Genomic DNA, 21,261 nt, shown 5'->3' with positions numbered 1-21,261 from the left:
ATAGCTTCATATTATCAGTCACAACAAAAAACATAAAGTCAACTATATTATTTATAAAAATCTGAAACAGAAAAAACCTCCACTCCATTTTCCACAAAAGTGCGTTTTACTATTTCTTTATTATCATGAGGAATTATTATTGCTGGAAAAAATAAAATTTTTCTAAAGAAAATCGTCACATATTCATCCTGCACAGCAACACCTTTCCCAATTTTAGAACGCCACGTTAGCTCTTTACCTGCTTCGCTTTCTCTGTGACAAGAAATATAGCAACCTTTAATCTCGTAAATAGCTGTATATGGTGAGAATTTTTTCAGAGAATTGAATATCCTCCTAATTCTTATATCTGTGTACCATGCTATTCTTCGCTCCATCTTGCGCCTAGCCCTAGCTCTGATTTGTGGCATAAATACACCTACGAAAGCCATCAAACATGAGCAGACAAACCAAATCAATACTTCTTCTGAAAACCAGAATCCGAAAATTAAATTATCTTTGACTAGAAATATTAAATTAACAAATGAAAACACAGAAATAAAAATCGAAAAAAACCTCAAGAAAGAATAGAAAAACTTAGAATAATAATTACAATAAAATTTTTCAACTATGGAGCTGTTTCTATTTTTAAAAATATTTGCAGCTTGATCGTTTGACTTTTCCAAAATATCGGAATTGACTTTTAACTCCATAAAATCATACCTAAAAATTATTCAAACTGTAATGTGTTGCTCTCAAAATTAAATCTTACTGTATCAAAATTCATATTAACACATAATTTGTCTATCCCATTATTGTTGAAGAAAATTTCAGTTTTTGGGTCAAGCTCTGTATAAATAGTTCTAAATAGACAAGTTTTCTCTCTTACTATTTCATATTCATTTGATTTTTCTATTACTGTTACTGGATTAGTAAAAATAATTTTCGCATATTCACTAAAGTCATTCCCTAAAGATGTCGTCCCATATGGACTAATAAAGCCATCCTTAACTCCCCATTGATTTTGAGAATACACTCCATATGTTACGCTTTCCCAGTTTCTTGGAATTAGTACACTCCAAGCAATCTTATTTCCAAAATTCTCATTAAATACAAAGGACGCTAACTCGTGATGAAAAATACCTCGGCTACCCTCTGTAAAAGTTATAAAACCACCTAAATACTCAGGTATATACAAAAAAATAGATCTACTATTATATGATCCGCCATAGTCATATCCATTGATCTTTAAATTACTAACAACATAAATATTACTAACAAATTTATTTAGAAAATCGCCAGAGTATATTGACATTTCCTCATCAATCAACGCTTCAACATCAGAAACAGTATCATTAGGTACTGATTCAAAAGTTAAACTAGATCCAGAACTAAGGATCAGTGCAGTTTTTTCTTCATATGAAGAAAAATCTATTGCACAAATAACAGGGGAAAAAAGTATCAATAAAACAGCTTTATAATACATTTCTTATCCTAATATCCGTAGCCTTGGATGTTTTTTTGGATTTTATATATATAGGTTCTCCATCAATTTCCGAGGCTTTAGCTTCTTCACTATTTGCTGCAGTAGAAAGAGTTAAAAGGCCAGCAACTGCTAGAACCTCCCATGCCACAAATCCTATCACAACGACACAGGCGATAATTACTATATCTTGGCCCGACACTCCAAAGGGCTCTTTCGCTAGTCTATTTATACTTGTTTCTCTAGATGGCACTCCTGTCGACGTACTTTGGCTTAATTCTCTAGATTCTCTGATTGGCCTATTTCTGATAGAGGCTGCGGAAAGCTGTCCAGCGACAACTACTTGATTAGACCCATCACTATTTTGACCCTCAATATCTTTTTCAATCTCTATTAAGTATTTAAAACCCTTAGCTTCAAATCCATACCCCCTAAAATTCCCTTTAATAGTAGTTGGTAAATTAACCTCATATACATAAACTAATTTACCGCTTTTTTTATATTCAAAATTATGAGAGACAGTAATCGCATTAGGACCAAAACTAGCTATTGTTAGAGTTGAATTAACGCTAATATCATTAGTTTTCTGGTCGTATTTTATATCTACTTTTCGTGCTAACTCTCCAGCTACCGACTCTATTTTTTGTTCAGCACTAGCTGATATCCCTGTATTAGATAGCTCGACTATCGTTGGAGAGCCCTCCTTAGAGCCTAACACCAACTTTCCTGCAAATTTAACCGTGACCTTACCAAAGGGAGCAGTAAGTGTCATAGGACGAATATTAGCTGAATCATAAGCAAAAACTATATTGGCCATTTTTGCTTCTTTAGGTTGATTATTAATTGTTAAATCAACTTTGATTGGACGTAGTTCGGTATTTTTAGGTTTAAACCATTGAGAAGGGACATTAATAACTTGCCCCGGAAAGATAAGATTAGGATTGGTAATTATATCTTCATTATACTTGACTAAAAACGGCCATGCGTACGGATACTCTAATATATCATTCGCAATTTTCCACAGTGAATCGCCTTTCTTAACTACGTATCGCCTTTCTTAACTACGTATTCATGATCTTCCAGGATAATACCCTTTTGATGAGGGTAAGAATCCTATAAGAGATAGCAGTAGCCCCTCAATGACACTTACACTTACTTTAGAGTTTTTCCTTATTTTATCCGTGGACAATTGGGGAAAATTGATTGGGAGCGGGTCTGGTTTTCTGGTCGCTTACGACAAAAAAACGCTCAATTGAGCGTTTTTTTATGGCTAAAAGAGCTTTACCTAACGAGCTTTTAGCTTACTAATGGTAAAGATTGCAATTGATCCAATTGTTAACGTGAGTAACGTCAAAGAGATCGGGCGGTCTATAAAGATACCGAACTCACCATTTGACACTCCCAGCGCCTGCCTCATTCGATCAAGGAAAACCGGCCCCAGTACCAACCCTAAAATGATCGGAACGGCGGGGATATTATTGCGTTTCATAATATAGCCAATCACAGAAAAGCCTAACGCAATCAGTGCATCGGTAATTTGATAGTTTTGACTGTACGCACCAAGGAACGCCAGCACAAAAATCAGAGCGCCAATAAAACGTCCTCGAATACGTGTAATGTTGACAATGTATTTCGATGCAAACGTTAAGTAGGCAAACACAAACACATTCATAAAGAACAATGATACGTATAGGCCCGAAATAAACTCAGGATGCTCAGCAAACAAACGTGGTCCAGGAATATAGTTATGCACCATAAAGACCGATAATAACATCGCCATCAAGGCATCCGCAGGTATACCAAAAGCCAACAATGGAATCATCACCGAAGCGGTTACCGCATTATTTGAGGTCTCCGACGCGACAATACCGGCTTCCGCACCATTGCCAAACTCTTCCGGATTTTTGGAGAACTTTTGCGCCAATGTATAGGAAAAGAATTGCGAACCGAACTCTCCCACACCCGGTAACAACCCCATAACCACGCCTAAAATGGCAGAACGTATCGCCGTTACTTTGTTTCGTAGCAGCACCGTAAAACCACTAAAGTGCCCTGATCCTTCTAATTTCGTTTTAAACGAGTCGCCACTCTTCTTAGACAGTAGAATATAAGCCTGCGACATGGCAAACAAACCAATTACAGCTGGCACTAATGGGATGCCCGCTAATAAGAAGGGCTCATCGAACGTATACACTTGAGTATTATAAGATCGGTCAATACCGATGGTTCCTAAAAACATGCCCAAGCCAATCATGGCCGCCGCTTCGATGGCAAATTTGTTATGTGCCAGCACTACAAACACCATTCCTAATAAGGCCAGCATGGCAAACTCAGCCGAGCCGAATAAGGTCGCCACTTGAGACAACATGGGCGCAAAGAACACCAATGATAAAACCGAGATGATCCCGCCAAAAAACGAAGACGTATAAGCGATGGAAAGCGCTTTTTTACCTTCTCCTCGCTTTGCCATCGGATAACCATCATAGGTCGTCAGCACGGCCACTGGCGTCCCCGGGGTATTCATCAATATGGCTGGAATGGCTCCACCATACCAAGCCCCTCCGTATACACCTAAAAGCAGTGTCACGCCAAACAGTGGCTCCATTGAAAACGTCAATGGCAACAAAATCGCCATCACGCCCGCAGGCTCCAAGCCTGGAATTGAGCCGATTGTCACCCCAATCAACGCCCCAATAATGACAGCCCATATGACACCGCCACTGAAGACTTCATTTAAACCTAAAGTAATGAGTTCCATCGTCGCTCTCTATAAATAGCTGTTCATAAAATAAAGCAGTTCACCGCTGAAAAGCGTTTCGTATAAGGTGACATCTGGAAACCAAATATTGACACCAACGCGGAAGATCAAAACGATTAAAGTGACTGCAACCAAAGCATAAAATGCCCAGAACCAAGTTAAGAGGCGGCTAAGCCAAAGCAGAGACAGGACAAAGAGTAAGGTAGAGACCGCAAAGCCAATCACACCAATTGCGTAGATATAGACAATAAACAAAGTCCCTGTAATCAGAACAATTTGATAATAGGGTAAATTATCGACCAATCCTTTTATGATCGTATCGTCGCCTAGTTGAGGGCGCAGTACCGTTAAGAGTTTCAGAAATGAGAAAAACGCCAGTACACTTAGACCAACAAGAGGAGCAACAAAGGGTTGTGTATACCAGCCGCGTGCGCGTTTCATTTCCGTTGTATGTTCTGGAAAACTGAAGATTAGATACATGGTAACCACGAACGTTACGATGAAGAAAAGTTTCGACTTACGTTGCGCTTGATCCATCCTACCCTCCTTGTTTACTGCTTTTAACAGTATTTGAAATGGGTACGATCAACACCGGTATCGCAGCATTATGAATCACTTTTTGCGCCGTAGAACCTAGGAAAAGACGAGATAATGCATTGACTCTTCGATCCCCCATTACGATCATTCCAGCGCCAATCTCTTTAGACACTTGAACAATTTTCTTCGCTGGATCACCAAAGGTTACCACCACTTCTATAGCATTCTCATCGAAGGAAGACGCTTCGAGCTCTTCGACGATAAAGTTATGAATACGTGTTTTCATATAAGCACTGATTTCTTTTTTGAGTACCTCTAAGTGCTTGTCATGAGCCTCTTTAATTTCATAGCCACTCATCATTTCATCTTGTCCGCGATGAAACTGATCTGACACGTGTAAAAAGAAGATTTTTCCATTCGTCTGTATCGCTTGCTCTAATGCGGCATGCAGTACAACTCGACTCCCTTTTTCTAAATCCGAAGCATACAGAATGTTCTTCATTCTAATCCCCAAAAAAAAGCGCAGCTATCTTACTGATAACTGCGCTTTTTACTTTCTATTTCGCTCGATTTACCACTTTACGAACGGTGTACTCAAGCAAGCCTTCTTGACCAAACTCAACGCCCATACCGGAATCTTTATTACCACCAAATGGAATATGCGGTAACACCTCTGCATGGTTATTGATCCAAACGGTACCGGAGTCTAATTGCTCTACCACCCAATCGCGCTCGGGGCATTCTTCACCCCAAACAGAGCCCCCTAAGGCAAACTCCTTATGGATCGCATGAGACATCACCTCTTCTAGGTTATCGTAAGGAATGATCGGTAATACTGGACCAAACTGCTCCTCACAAACCACAGACATGTCATGTTTAGGATCTTTAATCAGTGTTGGCGCGATAAAATAACCATTTAGCCCAGCAGGTAATGATGGTTGAATCACTTCAGCACCCGCCGCTTTGGCTTCTTCAATCATAGCGTTGACACTATTAAATTGTTTTTCATTTTGCACTGGACCAAACGTCACTCCCTCATCCATACCATTACCAACAACTTGCGCTGCCGCAATTTTCGTCAAGGCATCCGACAAGGCTTCGTACTTAGAGCGATGTACGTACAAACGTTTCAAACAGGCACAGGTTTGACCCATATTGATAAACGAAGTCATATAGATTTTTTCAGCGACCTTACTGATATCCGCGTTTTCCAACACGATACCCGCATCGTTACCACCTAGCTCAAGGGTCACTTTCTTCAGATCCGCTACAGCGATTTGCGCTAAATGCTTACCGACTGGCGTGGAACCCGTGAAAACCAGTTTCTTTACATCTGGGTGTTTCACCAACGGTTCACCTACCGCGCGCCCTCCGCCAATGACCACTTGAACCAAGTTTGGTACCGTGTGCTTATTGATGATTTCAGCGAGTTTGATCGTGTTTATTGGTGTCGTTGAAGCCGGTTTGATCACCACACTACAACCTGCACGAAGCGCTGGCATAATGTGCCACACGGCAATCATTAACGGCCAATTCCAAGGCGTAATAGAGGCCACGACGCCCACAGGCAGTCTTTGTTCCTCTACATAACGCTCTGCACTGTCTTCTATTACAACGGGTTCTAGGCTTAACTCGGCATTATAACGAGTCCAACCTGCGGCACCGCCAACTTCCATTTGCGCGATGGCCATGGGTTTGCCCTGCTCCGAAACAATAATTTCAGCCAACTCAGCACCACAAGCTTCGATTTCATCTGCCACGCGATGCATGGCTTGCGTGCGTTCTGCAGCCGATGTTTTGCGCCAGATTTCAAATGCGCTTTTGGCATTTTCAACCGCTGTATTTAAGCCAGCAGAGTCAGTCTCTTCAATGCTTTTATAAACGGATTTGGTTGCGGGGTTAATGATATTAATTGCCATGTTTCATACACCATTTTTATTTTGAGCCAATTTTTATCGCGCTAAACTGTGCGTTACATTGCTTCTGAAAGTTTTTTCGCACTTTCATAGTCCAGTTCGATTCGTTTTTCCGCATCATCCATATCTGTCCAGTAAACACCGGCACCCGTTGACTCTTGAAGCTTAATAACTTCAGGTGACTGTAGGGCTTGCTGAGCAATGGCTGAGATTTTCTCTTTAATGTCACGCGGCGTGCCTTTTTTAACGAACAAGCCATTCCAAAGCGTTTGCGTAATACCTGTCGCTTCATTCAATGTTTGTACATCTGGGGCAATAATAAGACGATCATAAGTAAACGATGTTAATAACTTCACATCACCAGAATCTAAGCAAGGCAATATTTGCTGAGTGGTTGTGTTGGCAATGTCGGCATCGCCATTTGCCAGCGCCGCACAGTTCAATTCATTGAAAGCAGAGTCTGAGGCGATTTTGATACCCAATTTATCCGCCGCTTGGAATGTAAGAGCAGTTGGAAGCGCTTGGTACCCAAAGTGACCTAGGGAGATATTGTGATCTTTCGAGTATTCCGCCAGTTCAGCAAGATTGTTATAAGGAGAATCCGCTTTGGTTGCTAATACGAACGGGTAGTCTAAGAAAATACCTATCGGTTCGAACGCGTCTTTGTCATACGGTGCGTTACCACCCACCACGGCAGAGGTCACCAAGTCCACAACAAAAGAACCAATCACGCTGCCATCAGGGCGCGATTGTGCTACCGATGTCGCGCCTAACACACCGCCACCACCAGGCTTGTTTACAACGGTCGCTGGTACGCCTGTCTGCTTTGACATTTCTTCAGCGATTCGACGGGTCAAGATATCTTCAATATCGCCAGGAGGCCATGGCACAATAAAACGAACTGGGCGATTAGGATATTCCGCAGCATTCGCGGCCGTCGATACAGCCCCCATCAGCATAGTGCATGCGATTGGGGCAAGAATTAGTTTCATGCTCTTATTCATTTTTATGCTTCCTTTTGTTTGTTATAAGTAAAAATTACACTTGCGTCTGTCTATGCTCTATGTCCCGTTGGGGACATTTTTATACTCCTACCTTGCTCGGCGTTTCATATCGATCGCTTTTAAATCGAACTTAGAAGTAAATTTGCACTTTTTGTAAACACCATCCTCTTTTATTTCAACAAAGCTCTATCCAGTTTTGGCAAAACTGCTTCATCAACCTTTACATATGTAAGTTATTCATCGATGTTTATATCTTGAACTTTAGCTGTTTGGAGGGGCTCCCATGAACCACGAAGCTCAACAAGACTTAACCTATCACCATGAGGTGACCCACAATACGGAAGAGCATTCAGCGGCATGGAGAGGTTGGCAGATCACTTGTGATCAAGTAACTGATGGCCAATTCGAGGGCGAAGTAACCGAACTAGCGTTCGATGATTTGCAATTAATTAGAGATCGTTCCAATCAAGCCTTGGTTAAAACAGGGCAAGCAATGAAGAACTTCTTAACATTCAGCGTACCTGCTCGCCAGCATACGCAAGAGTTTTACTGTGACGGGCACCTATCGGTGGCCAATCATATTTTGATTGCACCAGCCGATCGCTTACCTGAGATTCATACACCTAGCAACCTAGATATCTTTTGCATCAGTGTTGATTTAGACGTGATAAAAAACATGTTAAGCAATCAAGGCATTGAGTCTGGCTTAAACAGCTACGCAAGCTCTACCTACCTAAAAGAAGCCTGTTTTGGTGAAGAGTTGAGTGATTGTTTGCATACAATTTTTTCATCAGACCTGTCGACACAACAACTGGAATACTCCCGAATTCAAAACGGCATCAAAGGTACGATCATGCAACACTTAATCGACCTAGCTGATTCAGGGGATAATTACGCAATAACACCTTTGGCACGCAAAGTCATGGTCGACCGAGCGCGAGAGTATGTCCTTGCCAATTTAGATACCCCACCCACTATTCTCGAGTTATGCAATGTTGTGGGTGCCAGCCGCCGCAAACTGCAATACTGCTTCCAAGAAACCTTTGGCTTAAGCCCTGTGTCCTATCTTAGGATCATGCGACTTAATGCCGCGCATCGAGATTTATTGCATTATTCTAATCAATACAATATTCAAGATATCGCTGCAAAATGGGGCTTTCTTCACTACGGCCGCTTTGCCTCTGAGTATCGTACGCTGTTTGCGGAGCTGCCTTCGCAAACCATAAAACGTGCGTCATAAATCCTATTAGCGCCACTCAACACACTGATTGATTGTGTATGACACAATGAATCAGTGTATGCGTCTTTCAGGCTCCATCCTACCCTCCTAACTGCCGATATAATCGCGCTGATAGCTCACCACTCGACATCAGATTTTTTGCCTCTTACTCATTTAAACACGACTTTTTTTCTAGAAATGTCCTAGAAGTCCTTGAGAAATGTCCATTCAAACACCTACCGATTAGACCAATAATAAAGTTACTTTCACGATAACAATAAGAGAGAATGGCATGAAACGTCACAACCCATTACTAGAAGACCTTAAATCTGTCCTACCTGCGATCGCCGAAAATGCAAGCAAAACAGAAGCGTTGCGCCAAGTCCCTAAAGAAAATATCGAACTGCTAAAAAAAGTCGGTTTACATAAAGCTTTTTTGCCAAAAGCGTATGGTGGTTATGAGATTTCCTTACCTGAATTCTGTGATTGCATTGCAGCACTGGCAGGCGCCTGTTGCAGCACGGCATGGGCCTTTAGCTTACTTTGCACGCATAACCATCAAATGGCGTTGTTTTCAAAACAGCTGCAAGACGATGTTTGGAAAGAAAACCCAGATGCGATGGCCAGCAGTAGTATTGCCCCATTTGGACGCTATCAAGAAGCCGAAGGCGGCATCATTTTTAATGGTGATATGAAATGGAGCAGTGGTTGTGACCACGCAGACTGGGCCATTGTTGGCTTCTTACGTGATAATGCTGAAGGCGCAAAAGATTACTGTTTTGCTGTCATCCCAAGTTCTGATTACCACATTGATGATGATTGGCACGCAATGGCGATGAAAGGTTCCGGTACCAAAACACTGGTGATTAAAGACGCTTTTGTACCAGAACATCGTATTCAAAAAGCCAAAGACATGATGGAAGGCAAATCGGCTGGTTACGATTTATACCCAGACAGCAAAATTTTCTACGCGCCCTACCGCCCTTATTTTGCCTCCGGCTTTGCTGCGATGGCACTAGGGGTCGCTGAACGCATGGTCGAAGTGTTCCAAGAAGTAACGTCCACCCGAGTTCGCGCATACACAGGTGCAAAAGTTCATGCGGCTACGCCTGCCTTAATGCGTCTAGCGGAGTCAAAGCACCAAGTCATGGCAGCACGTGCTTTTATGGAAAAGACCTGGGATGAACATAAAGCATTTGCAGAAGCGCATCGCTACCCAACGCGTGAAGAGCTGGCCTACTGGCGTACCAATCAAGCGTATTCTGTCAAAATGAGTATCGAAGCGGTGGACCGTTTGTTTAATGCCATCGGAGCAACACAATGGATGCTCGACAAAGAAGCACAACGTTTATTCCGTGATACGCATATGTGTGGTGCCCACGCCTACACCGACTACGATGTCTGTGCACAAATATTAGGACGTGAGCTGATGGGCCTTGAGCCAGACCCTTCCCTTCTTTAAGAAAGGTCTGAGCATTCTCCCTACGTTTAACCACTACTATTGATAGAGAGCACCCTAATTATGAGTTTTGATCCTAAAGAATTTCGTCGTTGTCTTGGTAACTTCGCAACCGGTGTCACCGTTATTACGGCGCAAGCTGAAGATGGCACCAAAGTCGGTGTGACCGCAAACAGCTTTAACTCCGTTTCACTTGATCCTGCCTTGGTTTTATGGAGCATTGTCAAAGAGTCAAGCAGCTACCCGATTCTAGAAAAAGCCTCGCATTTCGCCGTCAACATCTTGGCGGCCGACCAGATTGATTTGTCTAATAACTTTGCCCGTCCAAGTGATGACAAATTTGCCAACGTGGCATTTGAAGCGGGCGCTGGCCAAGCGCCACTACTTCACAATACGGCGGCCAATTTCCAGTGTGAAAATTATCAAATTGTCGACGGCGGTGACCACTGGATTATGATCGGTAAAGTGGTAGCGTTTGAAAATAATGGTCGTAGCCCACTGTTGTACGTACAAGGCAGTTATGCGGGCGCCATTCCGTTTACCGGAACACAATCACCTGATAAAAATGTCGCCTCACCTGAAACGCTAGAACGTCTGCACAACAGCGCCATCTATCTGATGAATAAGGTTTTGCAAAAACTGCAAGAAAACTACCTGCCAAAGCAGTCAGCTACCGGGCTTAGCTCCAGTGAAGCTCGTTTATTATTAGTATTAAGCGATGCACCCAATGTGTCATACGATGACCTCACCAACTTGGTGACCATTCCAGAGCCGGATGTCCAAGCTGGGATAGAGCGTTTGCAAACGTCAGGCTTAATAAACCAAGCGATGGCCCTTACTGACAAAGGGCTGGAGATGGCAGACCGACTTTGGGCTATTTCCAAGCAACAGACCGACGAAGTGTTCAGTTCTTTTGACGATGAACAATATCAAAGCTTCAAGCTACAACTGCAAACACTTTTGAAGCAACTGTCATAACGCACACACTTAGACTCATCAGTCCGTTCATTTAAAAACTAAGGCAGATCAAACGGCCTTAGTTTTTTTATGTTTAAATTCTGACGCGTATTCTTACATGCAGTTCAAAAATCCACACACTCGCCTCTTCTCGCATCGCTTAGAAATGAATGCGACTAATGCTGTTCATAGTAAAACGATCCTTATAAAATAAGGGCTCAATTAACGTTCCCCAGACAGAGCAGCTTACACGTCTATGAAAAAACTCGAAGACTCACTGACCCTCCAACTTCTGCGTGCACGCGAATCTGCCATGACTTTCTTTCGCCCCGTGCTTCTTAAGGCGGGCTTTACTGAACAACAGTGGCGAGTACTTCGTGTTTTAAACGATCATGAAGAATTGGAAGCAAAACAGCTTGCGCATTTATGCTGTATTTTAAGCCCTAGCCTGACACGAATTGTTAATCGCTTTGTCGAAGAAAAAATGATTATTCGCAAGCGCTCTCATGAAGATCAGCGCATCACACTGTTATCTCTAACCGAGGAAGCTAAAGCGTTAGTCAAAGAATTTCGACCGAATGTCGACGCCGGTTATAAACAAATTGTGGACAAACTCGGGGAAGATAAAGTAAAGCAGCTTAGCCAGCTTTTAAAAGAAGTGATTGATATTTCTGCTAGCGGAAAATAAAAAAAGCGCAATTTACATTGCGCGAATAGTGAGTAAGGGCAGAACTCATATCTATTTCAATCATTTTGCAGTCATCCATTACCACACGATCATTTTATCGATCTAAATATCCTTTAAGAATAGCTCTTTCGGGACATTTCTAACGACATCAGAAACGCGAGAATCGGTACGGGCTTGGGTCAATAATGGGGGATTCATTACTGACCAAGTCCGCTGCGAGTTGACCCGCAGCAGGTCCCGTACCGAAACCGTGCCCTGAAAAACCTGTTGCAACCGTTAAGCCTGGTATCTCGGCAATGCGGTCAATCACGGGGTTAGAATCAGGTGTCACATCAATAATCCCAGCCCAAGCTTCCTCAATTTCAGCCTTCTCAAACACTGGCCATGCATTACTTAGATTGTTCAACGCATCTTGGTTTAAGCCATGGTTAACGTCAGGGTTATTGACTCGCACTTTTTCAAATGGCGAGACACTGTCACTTTTCCAGTGGCGCCCTAACGCTATATCTTTAAAGAAGGTACAGCCGAACGAGATTTTCAAGAAACTACGCTGAGTACGCAATTGATCTAAGTATTTGCTGCCAATTAATAAATGGTCCAGTGTCACCGGCGCATCCAATTTACCGCGTTGGGTAATGATATAGCCGCCATCTTGGTGTTTACGAAAAGAAAAGTCCGGTCCACCTACGGCAATGTCGGTTGGCCCGTCCATGGGTTTTGTGCGCAATACCGAACACACCAATGGTAAGGTAGGCAATGAAATGCCATGGTTACCCAGGAAGCGACGCGACCAGGCGCCACCTGTTAGCAATACTTGGTCACACAGAATTTCTCCTTTCTCTGTCACGACACCACTGATTTTACCCGCGCTGGTTTGCAGTGTTCTTACAGCGCAGTTTTGCACAAAGACAGCACCTTTCGCCATGGCCGCTTTCGCCATGGCTGGCACCGCAATAGACGGTTCCGCTTTACCATCCGTCGGTGTGTACAAGCCCCCTTTCCACTGACCTTGGCCACCTGGAACGTGCTGATCAATGTCTTTTTGGCTTAACAGCTTAGAACCCAGATCCAATGATTCAACAGATTTTAGCCAGCCTTCATGCATGGCTAGCTGTTCATCGGTTTGTGACAGAAACATGATGCCAGATTGCTTATAACCCACGTCTGAGCCAATACGTTCGGGCATTTGTGCCCACAGACGATCCGCGGCTAAGGCCAAAGGCACATCGTCAACATGACGGCTGGTTTTACGAATCCAGCCCAAATTTCGAGACGATTGCTCTCCTCCAAGATGACCTTTTTCGATGACCACAACCGGTATGTTGCGTTCAGCCAAAGCTAAAGCAGCCGACACGCCAACGATACCCCCGCCGATAATGACCACGGATGTTGAATCAGGCAACGTATCCTGCGTTGCTATTCGTTCTAGCGTAATCGTCATAGATATTTCACCTCAAAAAGCCCTCCTTAATTGAGAGGGCTTTACTTAACAATCTAATTATTGAGAAACGTTAATTGTTTCAACGTCTGCTTCAGAAGCACCACGGTAAGCCGTTACTTCTAGTTCAACCTTGTACACAGTAGAACCTAGAGGTGGGCATGTAACGGTTGTCACTGGGTCTACGCCACGGAATTTCGTGCCGATGAATTCCATGACTTTTGCCGTATCCTCTGGGTCTTGGATAAACACGCGCGACACCACAACGTCTTTCAAACTAGCGCCAACCGGTACCAGAGCACGTTCAATGTTTTTGAATACTTGCTCGGCTTGCTCAATGACATCTTCTGGGATTTCCTGCGTGTCTGGATTACGCCCTGCTGTATTTGATACATAAATCCAGTTATCAACGGCCACAACACGAGAGTAGCTGGCGATTTCTTCAAACTTAGAGCCAGTTTTTACTTTAACAATTTTAGTCATTTACACACCTATGGAATGTGATTAGTTAGAATTTAGATCGTCAGTCACGTTGTTAGCGCAACACTGGGGTATCCCAAAGATTTAAAGGAACACCGATGCCTTTTTCGATTGCGTTACGGTAGACAACCGTTGCCCATGCCACGTCTTCTACCGGCATGCCACCAACCGACATAATGATGATTTCTTCGTCATTTTGGCGCGCTGGGGTATCACCAGCGACAATCGCCCCTAGGTCTTCAAGGTCTGACTCAGACATTAATTTGTCATCGATCATGTCCATGAAACGCATACCGACCAATGGAATAGTATGGTGCGCAGGTTTCGGTACTTCTTCGTACCACGCTTTGTAGAGACCAATGCTGTCCATCACTTTGCGCACGTTGTCGCTGCTCATGCCATCGTCCAACATACAACTCGCTGGCATCGCTAGGAATGCGCCAGGTTTCACCCATTCATGTTTCACCATTGGGTATTTCGACGGGTCGCCTACTTCGCCAGAGTTACAGTAAGAAACCAGATCGGAGCCACGTACAACCTCTTCTACGCTGTCCACGACGTGTACATTTTTAAATTGCGGGTAGTTTTCTTTGACCCATTCGACAAACGCGTCCAGATTTTTTTGACCACGACCTTTGATCTTGATCGTATCGACGTTTGGGCGAACTGCCATAAACGAGGCAACGGTCGTTTTCCCCATCACGCCGGGGCCTAAAAGGCCAATCACCTTGGCGTCTTTACGCGCCAGATGACGTGCACCCACACCAGGAATTGCACCTGTTCGGTAAGCCGAAAGAAGGTTTGCAGACATAAATGCTAATGGCGCGCCCGTTTCAATGTCATTCAAGATCATCAACAAAATAGAACGTGGCAAGCCGCGTTCACGGTTAGCAATATTAGAGCCGTACCACTTCACACCACTGGTTTGAAAGTTGCCACCTAGATAAGCCGGCATCGCCATCAAGCGACGATCTGCCGTAGGCTTAGGCATGGTTGGAAAAGGTGACTCATCTGGAAAGGTAATCATTGCCCCATGCGAATCATTGTTGGGCCCCGCCATGCGATAGTCGCCATGATGTAGCAACCCAAACATCTCTTCCATTGTATCTACGCATTGCGCCATATCGGTGACGCCAGCTTTGATCATGTCTTCTTCTGAAAGGTAGATGAAATCAATCTTAGTATTCTCAGTCATAGCCATACCTATCTAAAACGAGTTAATATTTTTATAAAGCTCGAAGTCATACACTGGAGATCTGTCTACCTATGAATGACGTTTAGAAATACTTTAGATAAGTAAACTGCATAAATATTGAATATTTGCGCCAATTAAGGATTTTGAATCGGCAATGTTGTAAGTAAAAATTATAAAAAAGGTAATCACTATGACAACAGCACACATTGGTACAGGAGAGCAGCCATGGTTCGTCATACATTCGCAATCGGATGTCTATCAATACGCGCCACAGATTCATGGCGTCTCTCAGATCTATCGTTTTCAGGCAGGAGAGCACTCTGATACAACCTTTGCTATCCCAGATGGCTGTGTCGACATCATGTTTGACTGCACTGAACAATCCCCCAGCGCCAAGATCTGTGGCTCTACAGTCTGCGCGCAAAATGCAAAATTAAAGCAAGGTCATCATTACTTCGGGGTTCGTTTTATGCCCGGAACGATTCTTAAATCGTTTGATATTTCGACCAAAGAGCTGATAAGCCAGCGTTTAAATCTGTTCGACTTCGTACAAGATAAAACGTTTCTATTGGAACAACTGATGGCGAATCAAGACTTCTCAACACAAGCGCAGATTATTGAGCGATACTTAATTCACGATACAATCGTGGCACCGTCAAGCAAGACTCAAACCGTGATAGAAGCCATTATTCAACACAGTGGCAACATTCAAGTGGCTCAAATTGAGCAGTTAACGGGAATCAGTAAACGCACCATGCAGCGCTTATTCAGCGATGAAATTGGCCTATCCCCAAAAGCATTCTGCCGCATCGTTCGCTGCCAAAGCGCCATCCGCATCATCAATCAAACGTCCGATCTGAGACTGATTGAATTGGGCAATGATTTAGGCTTCAGCGATCAACCTCACTTTATGCGCGAATTCAAAAAACTCATTAGCGCTACGCCCTGCGATTATCGAAAACAGATTCTTAAATCTTCCTACGCTTCTCGAATCCACACACGTTAGTTCACTCCCTCCCCTGTTTTCACTCGGCGAAACTGATCCATAACGTATCAATTTCGCCGAATTACTTAACATGTTTACTAAATATCTAGCAGTGAGTATCCTATTTCTAACCCCTGATTTGACGGAACCGATATGAAACCCATCCCGATGCCTGTATTGATCACGATGGCAATGGGCAGCCCTATTGCACTGAATGCATTGTTACCCGTATTGCCTCTCGTTGCAGACACCTTTGCGGTGTCCAACAGCACCGCACAGCTGAGTTTGTCCTTGTATTTGGCAGCGCTAGCCATTGGACAACTGAGCTTAGGCGGGCTGATTAATGCCCAAGGGCTCAAACACAGCCTTCGTATTGGTTTGATTGGCTTTATATTTGGAAGCAGTTTAGCCATGTTTCAATGGAGCATTGAAACGCTGCTGGTTGGGCGTGTTTTTCAAGGGTTGGGCGGAGCCGCGATGATCTCGATTGCCCGTGCGTTACTCGTCGAAAGCTACGGCAATAAAGTCGCGCCTCAGAAAATGGGCTACATTATTATGGCCATTGCCTTATCACAAAGTGTTGCCCCTTTATTAGGCAGTTACATTACAGATTGGTTTGGCTGGGGCTATATCTTTGTGATGACGGCACTTATGGGAGGTCTTTTACTGTTGCTGTCTAATCAATACGTTAAGATGAATCCGGTTGCCAAAAAACGTTTTTCATTCCAAGAGACGTTAACGCTCTATCAAACTTTGCTTAAAGACGCTTCTTTTCGAAGCTACGCCATGGCCAATACGTTGATTGCTTGCTGCTTCTACTTTTTTGTCAGCGCCTCTCCTTACATCACCGCAACATTTGATCAATCAAGCCATTTATTTGGTTATTGGTTTATGAGCATCACCCTGAGCTTCATGTTAGGTGGCTTTTTAAGTACGCGCGTCACAAAATACGTCAGTGAAGACCGCGCCATTGTGTTAGGTAACGGGATCGCGTTACTCGGTGCGCTATTATTGCTGTTGATCCCAATGATCACCTATACCCATTACCTAACGCTTTTTCTACCGATGAGCTTAGTGACCCTTGGGCGAGGCATCAGTCAGCCGTCTTATCAATCGGCGGCGATTGGTGGTGTCGGCAGTAACGGCGGTATGGCCGCTGGGTTAATGGGATTCTTGCAACTGGCGTTTGGTGCCATTTGCTCTCAGGTGTCCCCTGTCATGGTCGAAGCCTGGCCGCTATCGCTTTCTATCGCCATTATTACCTGCGTTGGTATCGCACTGAGCGTGCATTCTATTCAACTCTATAGAAAGCCTGCCAAGCCCCATTTTTAGAATAAGCCATAGGTGTTCTTTTTCAGGCTTTTTAGTTAAGTTAATGAATCACTAAAAAGCCTAGGTTCAGTGGATGCAAACCAAAAAGAAACGCGCCCTCATCAATCAAATCACTGACTTTGATATCAAGCTCATTCGTTTGTTTAAAACAGTGATTGAGTGCGGAAGCTATACCGCAGCGGAATCTATGTTAGGTGTCACCAAATCAGCTATTTCAATTCAAATGAGCGATCTAGAAAAACGCTTGGACATGAAGCTGTGCCACAGAGGTCGCGGTGGCCTCACACTCACGGAAGAAGGCGAAGCGGTTCTAAGTCTCTCAGAAGTGCTACTGGCGTCGATTGAACAGTTTAGAAGTGATGTGAACCAAATTAACAATGAGCTACGAGGTGACTTAAACATAGCGCTGGTTAATAACCTCGTCACGCAACCACAAATGCGCGTTACCCATGCGCTTAAAGACCTGCGCAACCTTAGTGATAAGATCAATATTAACATCACCATGTCGACACCCAGCGATATTGAAAAAGGCGTGATTGATGGACGTTTCCATGTCGGTGCAGTCCCGTCGAACAACAAAGTATCAGGGCTGGAGTATCACCCTTTGTATACTGAGCAATACTACTTATACTGCAGCGATGAGCACCCTCTGTTTTCCTATGCGAAACCCGATAAGGCGTTAGTGGAACAGAGCAATACGGTGATCACTGGGCACCGAATGACCCCAGACGTTGCCTTGATTTATCAGTCGCTAAATTGCTGCGCCACCGCTTCGGATCACGAAGGCATTGCCTTTTTAATTCTGACAGGCACATACATTGGCTTTTTACCAGAGCATTACGCAGAGCACTGGGTGGCAAAAAACCGCATGAAAAAGTTACTAGCCAAAACCTATAAATTTAACTCTGAAATTAATTTGGTGACAAAACCAGCAGCGCTGCACAATCAAATCTTAAGTCAGTTTCTCGAGTTCATACAAAATGAGCGTGCTTGACGGGTACGCTGACGTACGGGGTTTTCTTTATTGACCGTCTTGAATCGGCAATGGAGCATCCGTTTTGACCGCACGAATGGCAAAGTTGCTGTGTATGTCTTTCACAAAGGGCAAAGTTTGGATGGTACGAAGTATCGCTTCGTATTCTTTTAAGTCGTGTACCACCACTTCTAAGCGATAATCCGATTGCCCTGACACCACAAAGCAGCTCAACACATTCGCCATGGCAATGATTGAGGTTTCAAATTGTGAACTGGTTTGATCTTTATGATTTTCCAGTGACACATCCACGAACACGGTCATGCCAAGCCCTACTTTCTCTCGATCGAGCGTCGCTCTATAACCTGTGATCACCTGCTCACGTTCCAACTTTTTGACACGTCTTAGACAGGGTGACGGCGACAAATGAATGCGCTCCGACAACTCTACATTGGTAAGACGACCATCTTCTTGCAGTTGGCGTAAGATCGAAAAATCTACTTTATCCGTCATTTGGCATACTCAATCTATTAGTATCTATAAATTAGCATATTATGCCTTTATGAACATAAAACCTTACCAACATAGCAAGGACATGCCTCGCCTCTTTCCTGAATAATGATGGCTGACCGATGCGTATTGAAACGCTTTCTTACGCCATATCCCTCATTATTAAAGGTACGCTCAGATGGCTCAACTGCACGCTTCTACATCCTCCACGGTGCCCCAGTATCGACAGCTAGCGCAAGGAAACGCGTTTCAACTTGGCATCGGCTCTGCCCTAGCAACGGTTTTAATTTGGAGCGGTTTTTTACTGTCAATGCGAGCCGGCGCCATATCTGCGTTAACCACGTATGACTTAGCGCTGATGCGTTTTGTTTTACCTGCTCTCGTGTTATTGCCTTGGATGATTCGAGATTGGTCGCGCGTCGTGGCCACCTCTAAATGGGTGTTAGCGGGCATCGTGATCGGTGCGGGGGTACCGTTTTTTTACCTGAGTAGCATGGGGGCTTCCTTCGCACCGGCTGCTCATTCGGGTCTGTTGATTCCAGGCACCTTCCCTTTATTCGTCACCGGCATTGCCGTTTTAGTATTTAAAGAGCCCATTTCAAAACAACGCTTAACGGGCCTATTCTGTATTGCCATCGGCGTCTTGAGCCTAGTTGCCGCTTCCCTGTTAGAGGTTGGCAGTCAGGTCTGGAAAGGCGATCTTATTTTCTTGATGGCGTCCTTATTGTGGGCACTTTACACCCTTTGCCTGAGACTGGCTGGGTTGCCACCGCTGGCGATTACTGGTTTTTTATGTGCCGTTTCCAGCGCGGCTCTGTTGGTGCTCTATGGGTTGGGCTATGCCAATACAGGCTTAACAGAAACCCCCATCACCACGGTCGCCATACAATTTACGATACAAGCAGTGTTGGTTGGCATTGTGGCAGGTTTTACCTATGGCTTTGCGATTAACCGCATTGGAGCGGAGTTGAGTGCCGCGCTTGGCTCGTTGACACCCGTTGTAGTCGCCTTATTAGCCATTTTTGTTCTTCATGAGCCGTTTACGCTTTCCACCTTTTTAGGCTTGGGCTTGGGCTTGGTCTGCGGCGGCGTATTACTTGCCAGTGGTTTTTCTTTTCGCTCTGTTTTCTCTCGATAATAGGTAACGTTTATGTTTTTTAACACGCTTAGCGCGGCGGCGCCGGACCCGATCATGGCATTGTCTTCTCTTTGCCAACAAGATGCTCGCCCATCCAAGTTAGATTTGGGGATCGGCGTCTACCGCAATGAAGCGGGTAATACGCCGATATTTCAAGCCGTCAAAATGGCTGAACAGGCACTATTGCATCAGCAAGACTCAAAAGCCTACGTCGGAATGCGGGGCAATCTGTGTTTTAACCAAGCCATGACCGCGCTCATACTCGGCGATCAACAGCCTTATGATCGTGTGCGCACCTTACAAACCCCAGGTGCCAGCGGCGCCTTACGCTTACTTGCGGATCTCATTGCTCGAACGCAACCTCACGCCACGATATGGCTAAGTGATCCTAGCTACACCAATCACGAGCCTATTTTCCGCGCAGCGGGTCTAAAGGTTCGTCACTACCCTTACTTTGACCTCGCCACCAAGCAGATCAACCATCATGCAATGATGTCTCAATTTGCGCAGCTGGACACAAGCGATGTTGTGCTGCTACATGGCTGTTGCCACAACCCAACGGGCGCAGATCTGACTTTTACCCAGTGGCAGCAGGTAACCGAGCTAGCTTTACACAGAGGCTTTCTACCCTTTATTGACATGGCCTACCAAGGATTTGGTCAAAGCCTTGAGCAAGATGCCAAAGGGGTGCGTTACCTAACGGAACACGTTCCTGCGTATCTGTTAGCCAGCTCGTGCTCCAAGAATTTTGGTTTGTACCGAGAACGCGTTGGCGTGGCAATGGTCGCAGGTGAAACCGAGACCGTCAGCGATCACATGCTGTCTCAACTGATTTGCTTAGCACGCAACAGCTATACGATGTCGCCTGATCACGGTGCGGCCGTTGTCGCACACATACTTAATGACATAGCACTAAAAGATAACTGGCAAAACGAGCTCAACACGCTTAATCAACGTATTCGTCATACACGCAGCGCTCTGCGCCAAGCGTTAGAAAATCGCTTCGATAAAGACTTTCGTTTTATTGAACAACACCAAGGTATGTTCACAATGATGGGACTCACGGCTGATACCGTTAAGCGGTTGCGCACAGAAAAAGCCATTTACCTACTCGACAATGGCCGACTCAACATTGCCGGGCTGGCCACCTCCCAAATTGACTATTTTGCTGACAGTTTAAAAAGTGTGGCGCAAGATGACGGCTAATAGTTAG

21 protein-coding genes are annotated in these 21,261 nt (G+C 44.3%); 9 read left to right on the top strand and 12 right to left on the bottom strand.

Annotated features, from left to right (window positions below; genetic code table 11):
* Positions 1-47: 47 nt before the first annotated feature.
* From ACPUEK_RS10410 to ACPUEK_RS10375, 8 genes are all read right to left on the bottom strand, one after another.
* Entirely contained in the window at positions 48-689 is a 642-nt protein-coding gene (locus tag ACPUEK_RS10410) for a hypothetical protein (protein ID WP_425640673.1), read from the bottom strand.
* Between the two features lie 17 nt (positions 690-706).
* The gene (locus ACPUEK_RS10405; protein ID WP_425640672.1) at positions 707-1,462 is read right to left on the bottom strand and encodes a hypothetical protein; all 756 of its coding nucleotides are present in this window, start codon (positions 1,460-1,462) and stop codon (positions 707-709) included.
* Entirely contained in the window at positions 1,452-2,276 is an 825-nt protein-coding gene (locus ACPUEK_RS10400) for a hypothetical protein (RefSeq protein ID WP_425640671.1), read from the bottom strand. Before ACPUEK_RS10400 ends, ACPUEK_RS10405 begins: the two co-directional genes overlap by 11 nt.
* A 468-nt stretch (positions 2,277-2,744) precedes the next feature.
* A complete protein-coding gene (locus tag ACPUEK_RS10395; protein ID WP_067217682.1) occupies positions 2,745-4,217 on the bottom strand; it encodes a tripartite tricarboxylate transporter permease in 1,473 nt (490 codons plus the stop codon).
* Positions 4,218-4,226: 9 nt separating this feature from the next.
* Complete coding sequence (locus ACPUEK_RS10390; RefSeq protein ID WP_425640670.1) at positions 4,227-4,754, bottom strand: hypothetical protein; 528 nt, start codon at positions 4,752-4,754, stop codon at positions 4,227-4,229.
* A gap of 1 nt (position 4,755) precedes the next feature.
* Positions 4,756-5,256 (bottom strand): universal stress protein, encoded by a 501-nt coding sequence (locus tag ACPUEK_RS10385; protein WP_425640669.1) that lies wholly within the window; start codon positions 5,254-5,256, stop codon positions 4,756-4,758.
* Between the two features lie 55 nt (positions 5,257-5,311).
* Positions 5,312-6,673 carry an aldehyde dehydrogenase family protein gene (locus ACPUEK_RS10380; RefSeq protein WP_425640668.1) on the bottom strand — a complete coding sequence of 454 codons (1,362 nt, stop codon included), beginning with the start codon at positions 6,671-6,673 and terminating at the stop codon, positions 5,312-5,314.
* Between the two features lie 53 nt (positions 6,674-6,726).
* Positions 6,727-7,662, bottom strand: a complete 936-nt coding sequence (locus ACPUEK_RS10375) for a tripartite tricarboxylate transporter substrate binding protein (protein ID WP_425640667.1) — start codon at positions 7,660-7,662, stop codon at positions 6,727-6,729.
* A 295-nt stretch (positions 7,663-7,957) separates the two neighbouring features.
* Between ACPUEK_RS10375 and ACPUEK_RS10370 the strand changes: the two genes are divergently transcribed.
* The 4 genes from ACPUEK_RS10370 to hpaR all read left to right on the top strand — a co-directional run bounded on the left by ACPUEK_RS10370 (position 7,958) and on the right by hpaR (position 11,997).
* Positions 7,958-8,914 (top strand): helix-turn-helix domain-containing protein, encoded by a 957-nt coding sequence (locus tag ACPUEK_RS10370; protein ID WP_425640666.1) that lies wholly within the window; start codon positions 7,958-7,960, stop codon positions 8,912-8,914.
* A gap of 271 nt (positions 8,915-9,185) precedes the next feature.
* Positions 9,186-10,355 (top strand): p-hydroxyphenylacetate 3-hydroxylase oxygenase component, encoded by a 1,170-nt coding sequence (locus tag ACPUEK_RS10365; RefSeq protein ID WP_067217703.1) that lies wholly within the window; start codon positions 9,186-9,188, stop codon positions 10,353-10,355.
* A gap of 60 nt (positions 10,356-10,415) precedes the next feature.
* Positions 10,416-11,330, top strand: coding sequence for a p-hydroxyphenylacetate 3-hydroxylase reductase component (locus ACPUEK_RS10360; protein WP_067217707.1), 915 nt, complete (start codon positions 10,416-10,418; stop codon positions 11,328-11,330).
* A gap of 235 nt (positions 11,331-11,565) precedes the next feature.
* On the top strand, positions 11,566-11,997 hold the full coding sequence (hpaR, locus tag ACPUEK_RS10355) for a homoprotocatechuate degradation operon regulator HpaR (protein ID WP_067217711.1): 432 nt from the start codon (positions 11,566-11,568) through the stop codon (positions 11,995-11,997).
* Positions 11,998-12,145: 148 nt separating this feature from the next.
* On the opposite strand, the gene ACPUEK_RS10350 is transcribed toward hpaR, so the two are convergent.
* The 3 genes from ACPUEK_RS10350 to ACPUEK_RS10340 are packed head-to-tail and all read right to left on the bottom strand — an operon-like array spanning position 12,146 to position 15,110.
* The gene (locus tag ACPUEK_RS10350; RefSeq protein WP_067217714.1) at positions 12,146-13,438 is read right to left on the bottom strand and encodes an NAD(P)/FAD-dependent oxidoreductase; all 1,293 of its coding nucleotides are present in this window, start codon (positions 13,436-13,438) and stop codon (positions 12,146-12,148) included.
* 57 nt (positions 13,439-13,495) lie between these two features.
* The gene (locus ACPUEK_RS10345) at positions 13,496-13,918 is read right to left on the bottom strand and encodes a RidA family protein (RefSeq protein ID WP_067217718.1); all 423 of its coding nucleotides are present in this window, start codon (positions 13,916-13,918) and stop codon (positions 13,496-13,498) included.
* Positions 13,919-13,970: 52 nt separating this feature from the next.
* The gene (locus ACPUEK_RS10340) at positions 13,971-15,110 is read right to left on the bottom strand and encodes a tyramine oxidase subunit B (protein WP_425640665.1); all 1,140 of its coding nucleotides are present in this window, start codon (positions 15,108-15,110) and stop codon (positions 13,971-13,973) included.
* 190 nt (positions 15,111-15,300) lie between these two features.
* On the opposite strand from ACPUEK_RS10340, the gene ACPUEK_RS10335 reads away from it, so the two are divergent.
* The 3 genes from ACPUEK_RS10335 (at position 15,301) to ACPUEK_RS10325 (ending at position 18,421) form a co-directional block, all read left to right on the top strand.
* Positions 15,301-16,116, top strand: a complete 816-nt coding sequence (locus tag ACPUEK_RS10335; RefSeq protein ID WP_425640664.1) for a helix-turn-helix domain-containing protein — start codon at positions 15,301-15,303, stop codon at positions 16,114-16,116.
* Between the two features lie 132 nt (positions 16,117-16,248).
* Positions 16,249-17,427, top strand: coding sequence for an MFS transporter (locus tag ACPUEK_RS10330; protein WP_425640663.1), 1,179 nt, complete (start codon positions 16,249-16,251; stop codon positions 17,425-17,427).
* A gap of 73 nt (positions 17,428-17,500) precedes the next feature.
* Positions 17,501-18,421, top strand: a complete 921-nt coding sequence (locus tag ACPUEK_RS10325; RefSeq protein ID WP_425640662.1) for a LysR family transcriptional regulator — start codon at positions 17,501-17,503, stop codon at positions 18,419-18,421.
* Positions 18,422-18,448: 27 nt separating this feature from the next.
* Here ACPUEK_RS10325 and ACPUEK_RS10320 read toward each other — a convergent pair whose 3' ends face one another.
* Complete coding sequence (locus tag ACPUEK_RS10320) at positions 18,449-18,913, bottom strand: Lrp/AsnC family transcriptional regulator (RefSeq protein WP_425640661.1); 465 nt, start codon at positions 18,911-18,913, stop codon at positions 18,449-18,451.
* A gap of 175 nt (positions 18,914-19,088) precedes the next feature.
* Between ACPUEK_RS10320 and ACPUEK_RS10315 the strand changes: the two genes are divergently transcribed.
* Together ACPUEK_RS10315 and ACPUEK_RS10310 are read left to right on the top strand one after the other, a co-directional pair.
* Entirely contained in the window at positions 19,089-20,048 is a 960-nt protein-coding gene (locus ACPUEK_RS10315) for a DMT family transporter (protein WP_425640660.1), read from the top strand.
* A gap of 12 nt (positions 20,049-20,060) precedes the next feature.
* On the top strand, positions 20,061-21,254 hold the full coding sequence (locus tag ACPUEK_RS10310) for an aromatic amino acid transaminase (RefSeq protein ID WP_425640659.1): 1,194 nt from the start codon (positions 20,061-20,063) through the stop codon (positions 21,252-21,254).
* Positions 21,255-21,261: the final 7 nt, after the last annotated feature.

Source organism: Marinomonas gallaica, from assembly GCF_049821165.1.
Taxonomy (GTDB): domain Bacteria; phylum Pseudomonadota; class Gammaproteobacteria; order Pseudomonadales; family Marinomonadaceae; genus Marinomonas; species Marinomonas gallaica.
Note: the sequence above shows the minus strand (reverse complement) of the source record. Positions and strands in the feature narration are given on the sequence as shown.

Excerpts from the sequence above, each read along its gene's own strand:
- ACPUEK_RS10405 (WP_425640672.1), bottom strand. The coding sequence starts at position 1,462 with ATGTATTATAAAGCTGTTTTATTGATACTTTTTTCCCCTGTTATTTGT.
- ACPUEK_RS10330 (WP_425640663.1), top strand. The coding sequence starts at position 16,249 with ATGAAACCCATCCCGATGCCTGTATTGATCACGATGGCAATGGGCAGC.
- ACPUEK_RS10390 (WP_425640670.1), bottom strand. The coding sequence starts at position 4,754 with ATGGATCAAGCGCAACGTAAGTCGAAACTTTTCTTCATCGTAACGTTC.
- ACPUEK_RS10310 (WP_425640659.1), top strand. The coding sequence starts at position 20,061 with ATGTTTTTTAACACGCTTAGCGCGGCGGCGCCGGACCCGATCATGGCA.
- ACPUEK_RS10325 (WP_425640662.1), top strand. The coding sequence starts at position 17,501 with ATGCAAACCAAAAAGAAACGCGCCCTCATCAATCAAATCACTGACTTT.
- ACPUEK_RS10345 (WP_067217718.1), bottom strand. The coding sequence starts at position 13,918 with ATGACTAAAATTGTTAAAGTAAAAACTGGCTCTAAGTTTGAAGAAATC.
- ACPUEK_RS10315 (WP_425640660.1), top strand. The coding sequence starts at position 19,089 with ATGGCTCAACTGCACGCTTCTACATCCTCCACGGTGCCCCAGTATCGA.
- ACPUEK_RS10370 (WP_425640666.1), top strand. The coding sequence starts at position 7,958 with ATGAACCACGAAGCTCAACAAGACTTAACCTATCACCATGAGGTGACC.
- ACPUEK_RS10410 (WP_425640673.1), bottom strand. The coding sequence starts at position 689 with ATGGAGTTAAAAGTCAATTCCGATATTTTGGAAAAGTCAAACGATCAA.
- ACPUEK_RS10395 (WP_067217682.1), bottom strand. The coding sequence starts at position 4,217 with ATGGAACTCATTACTTTAGGTTTAAATGAAGTCTTCAGTGGCGGTGTC.
- ACPUEK_RS10335 (WP_425640664.1), top strand. The coding sequence starts at position 15,301 with ATGACAACAGCACACATTGGTACAGGAGAGCAGCCATGGTTCGTCATA.
- ACPUEK_RS10385 (WP_425640669.1), bottom strand. The coding sequence starts at position 5,256 with ATGAAGAACATTCTGTATGCTTCGGATTTAGAAAAAGGGAGTCGAGTT.
- ACPUEK_RS10320 (WP_425640661.1), bottom strand. The coding sequence starts at position 18,913 with ATGACGGATAAAGTAGATTTTTCGATCTTACGCCAACTGCAAGAAGAT.
- ACPUEK_RS10400 (WP_425640671.1), bottom strand. The coding sequence starts at position 2,276 with ATGGCCAATATAGTTTTTGCTTATGATTCAGCTAATATTCGTCCTATG.
- ACPUEK_RS10360 (WP_067217707.1), top strand. The coding sequence starts at position 10,416 with ATGAGTTTTGATCCTAAAGAATTTCGTCGTTGTCTTGGTAACTTCGCA.
- ACPUEK_RS10340 (WP_425640665.1), bottom strand. The coding sequence starts at position 15,110 with ATGACTGAGAATACTAAGATTGATTTCATCTACCTTTCAGAAGAAGAC.
- ACPUEK_RS10375 (WP_425640667.1), bottom strand. The coding sequence starts at position 7,662 with ATGAAACTAATTCTTGCCCCAATCGCATGCACTATGCTGATGGGGGCT.
- ACPUEK_RS10380 (WP_425640668.1), bottom strand. The coding sequence starts at position 6,673 with ATGGCAATTAATATCATTAACCCCGCAACCAAATCCGTTTATAAAAGC.
- ACPUEK_RS10350 (WP_067217714.1), bottom strand. The coding sequence starts at position 13,438 with ATGACGATTACGCTAGAACGAATAGCAACGCAGGATACGTTGCCTGAT.
- hpaR (WP_067217711.1), top strand. The coding sequence starts at position 11,566 with ATGAAAAAACTCGAAGACTCACTGACCCTCCAACTTCTGCGTGCACGC.
- ACPUEK_RS10365 (WP_067217703.1), top strand. The coding sequence starts at position 9,186 with ATGAAACGTCACAACCCATTACTAGAAGACCTTAAATCTGTCCTACCT.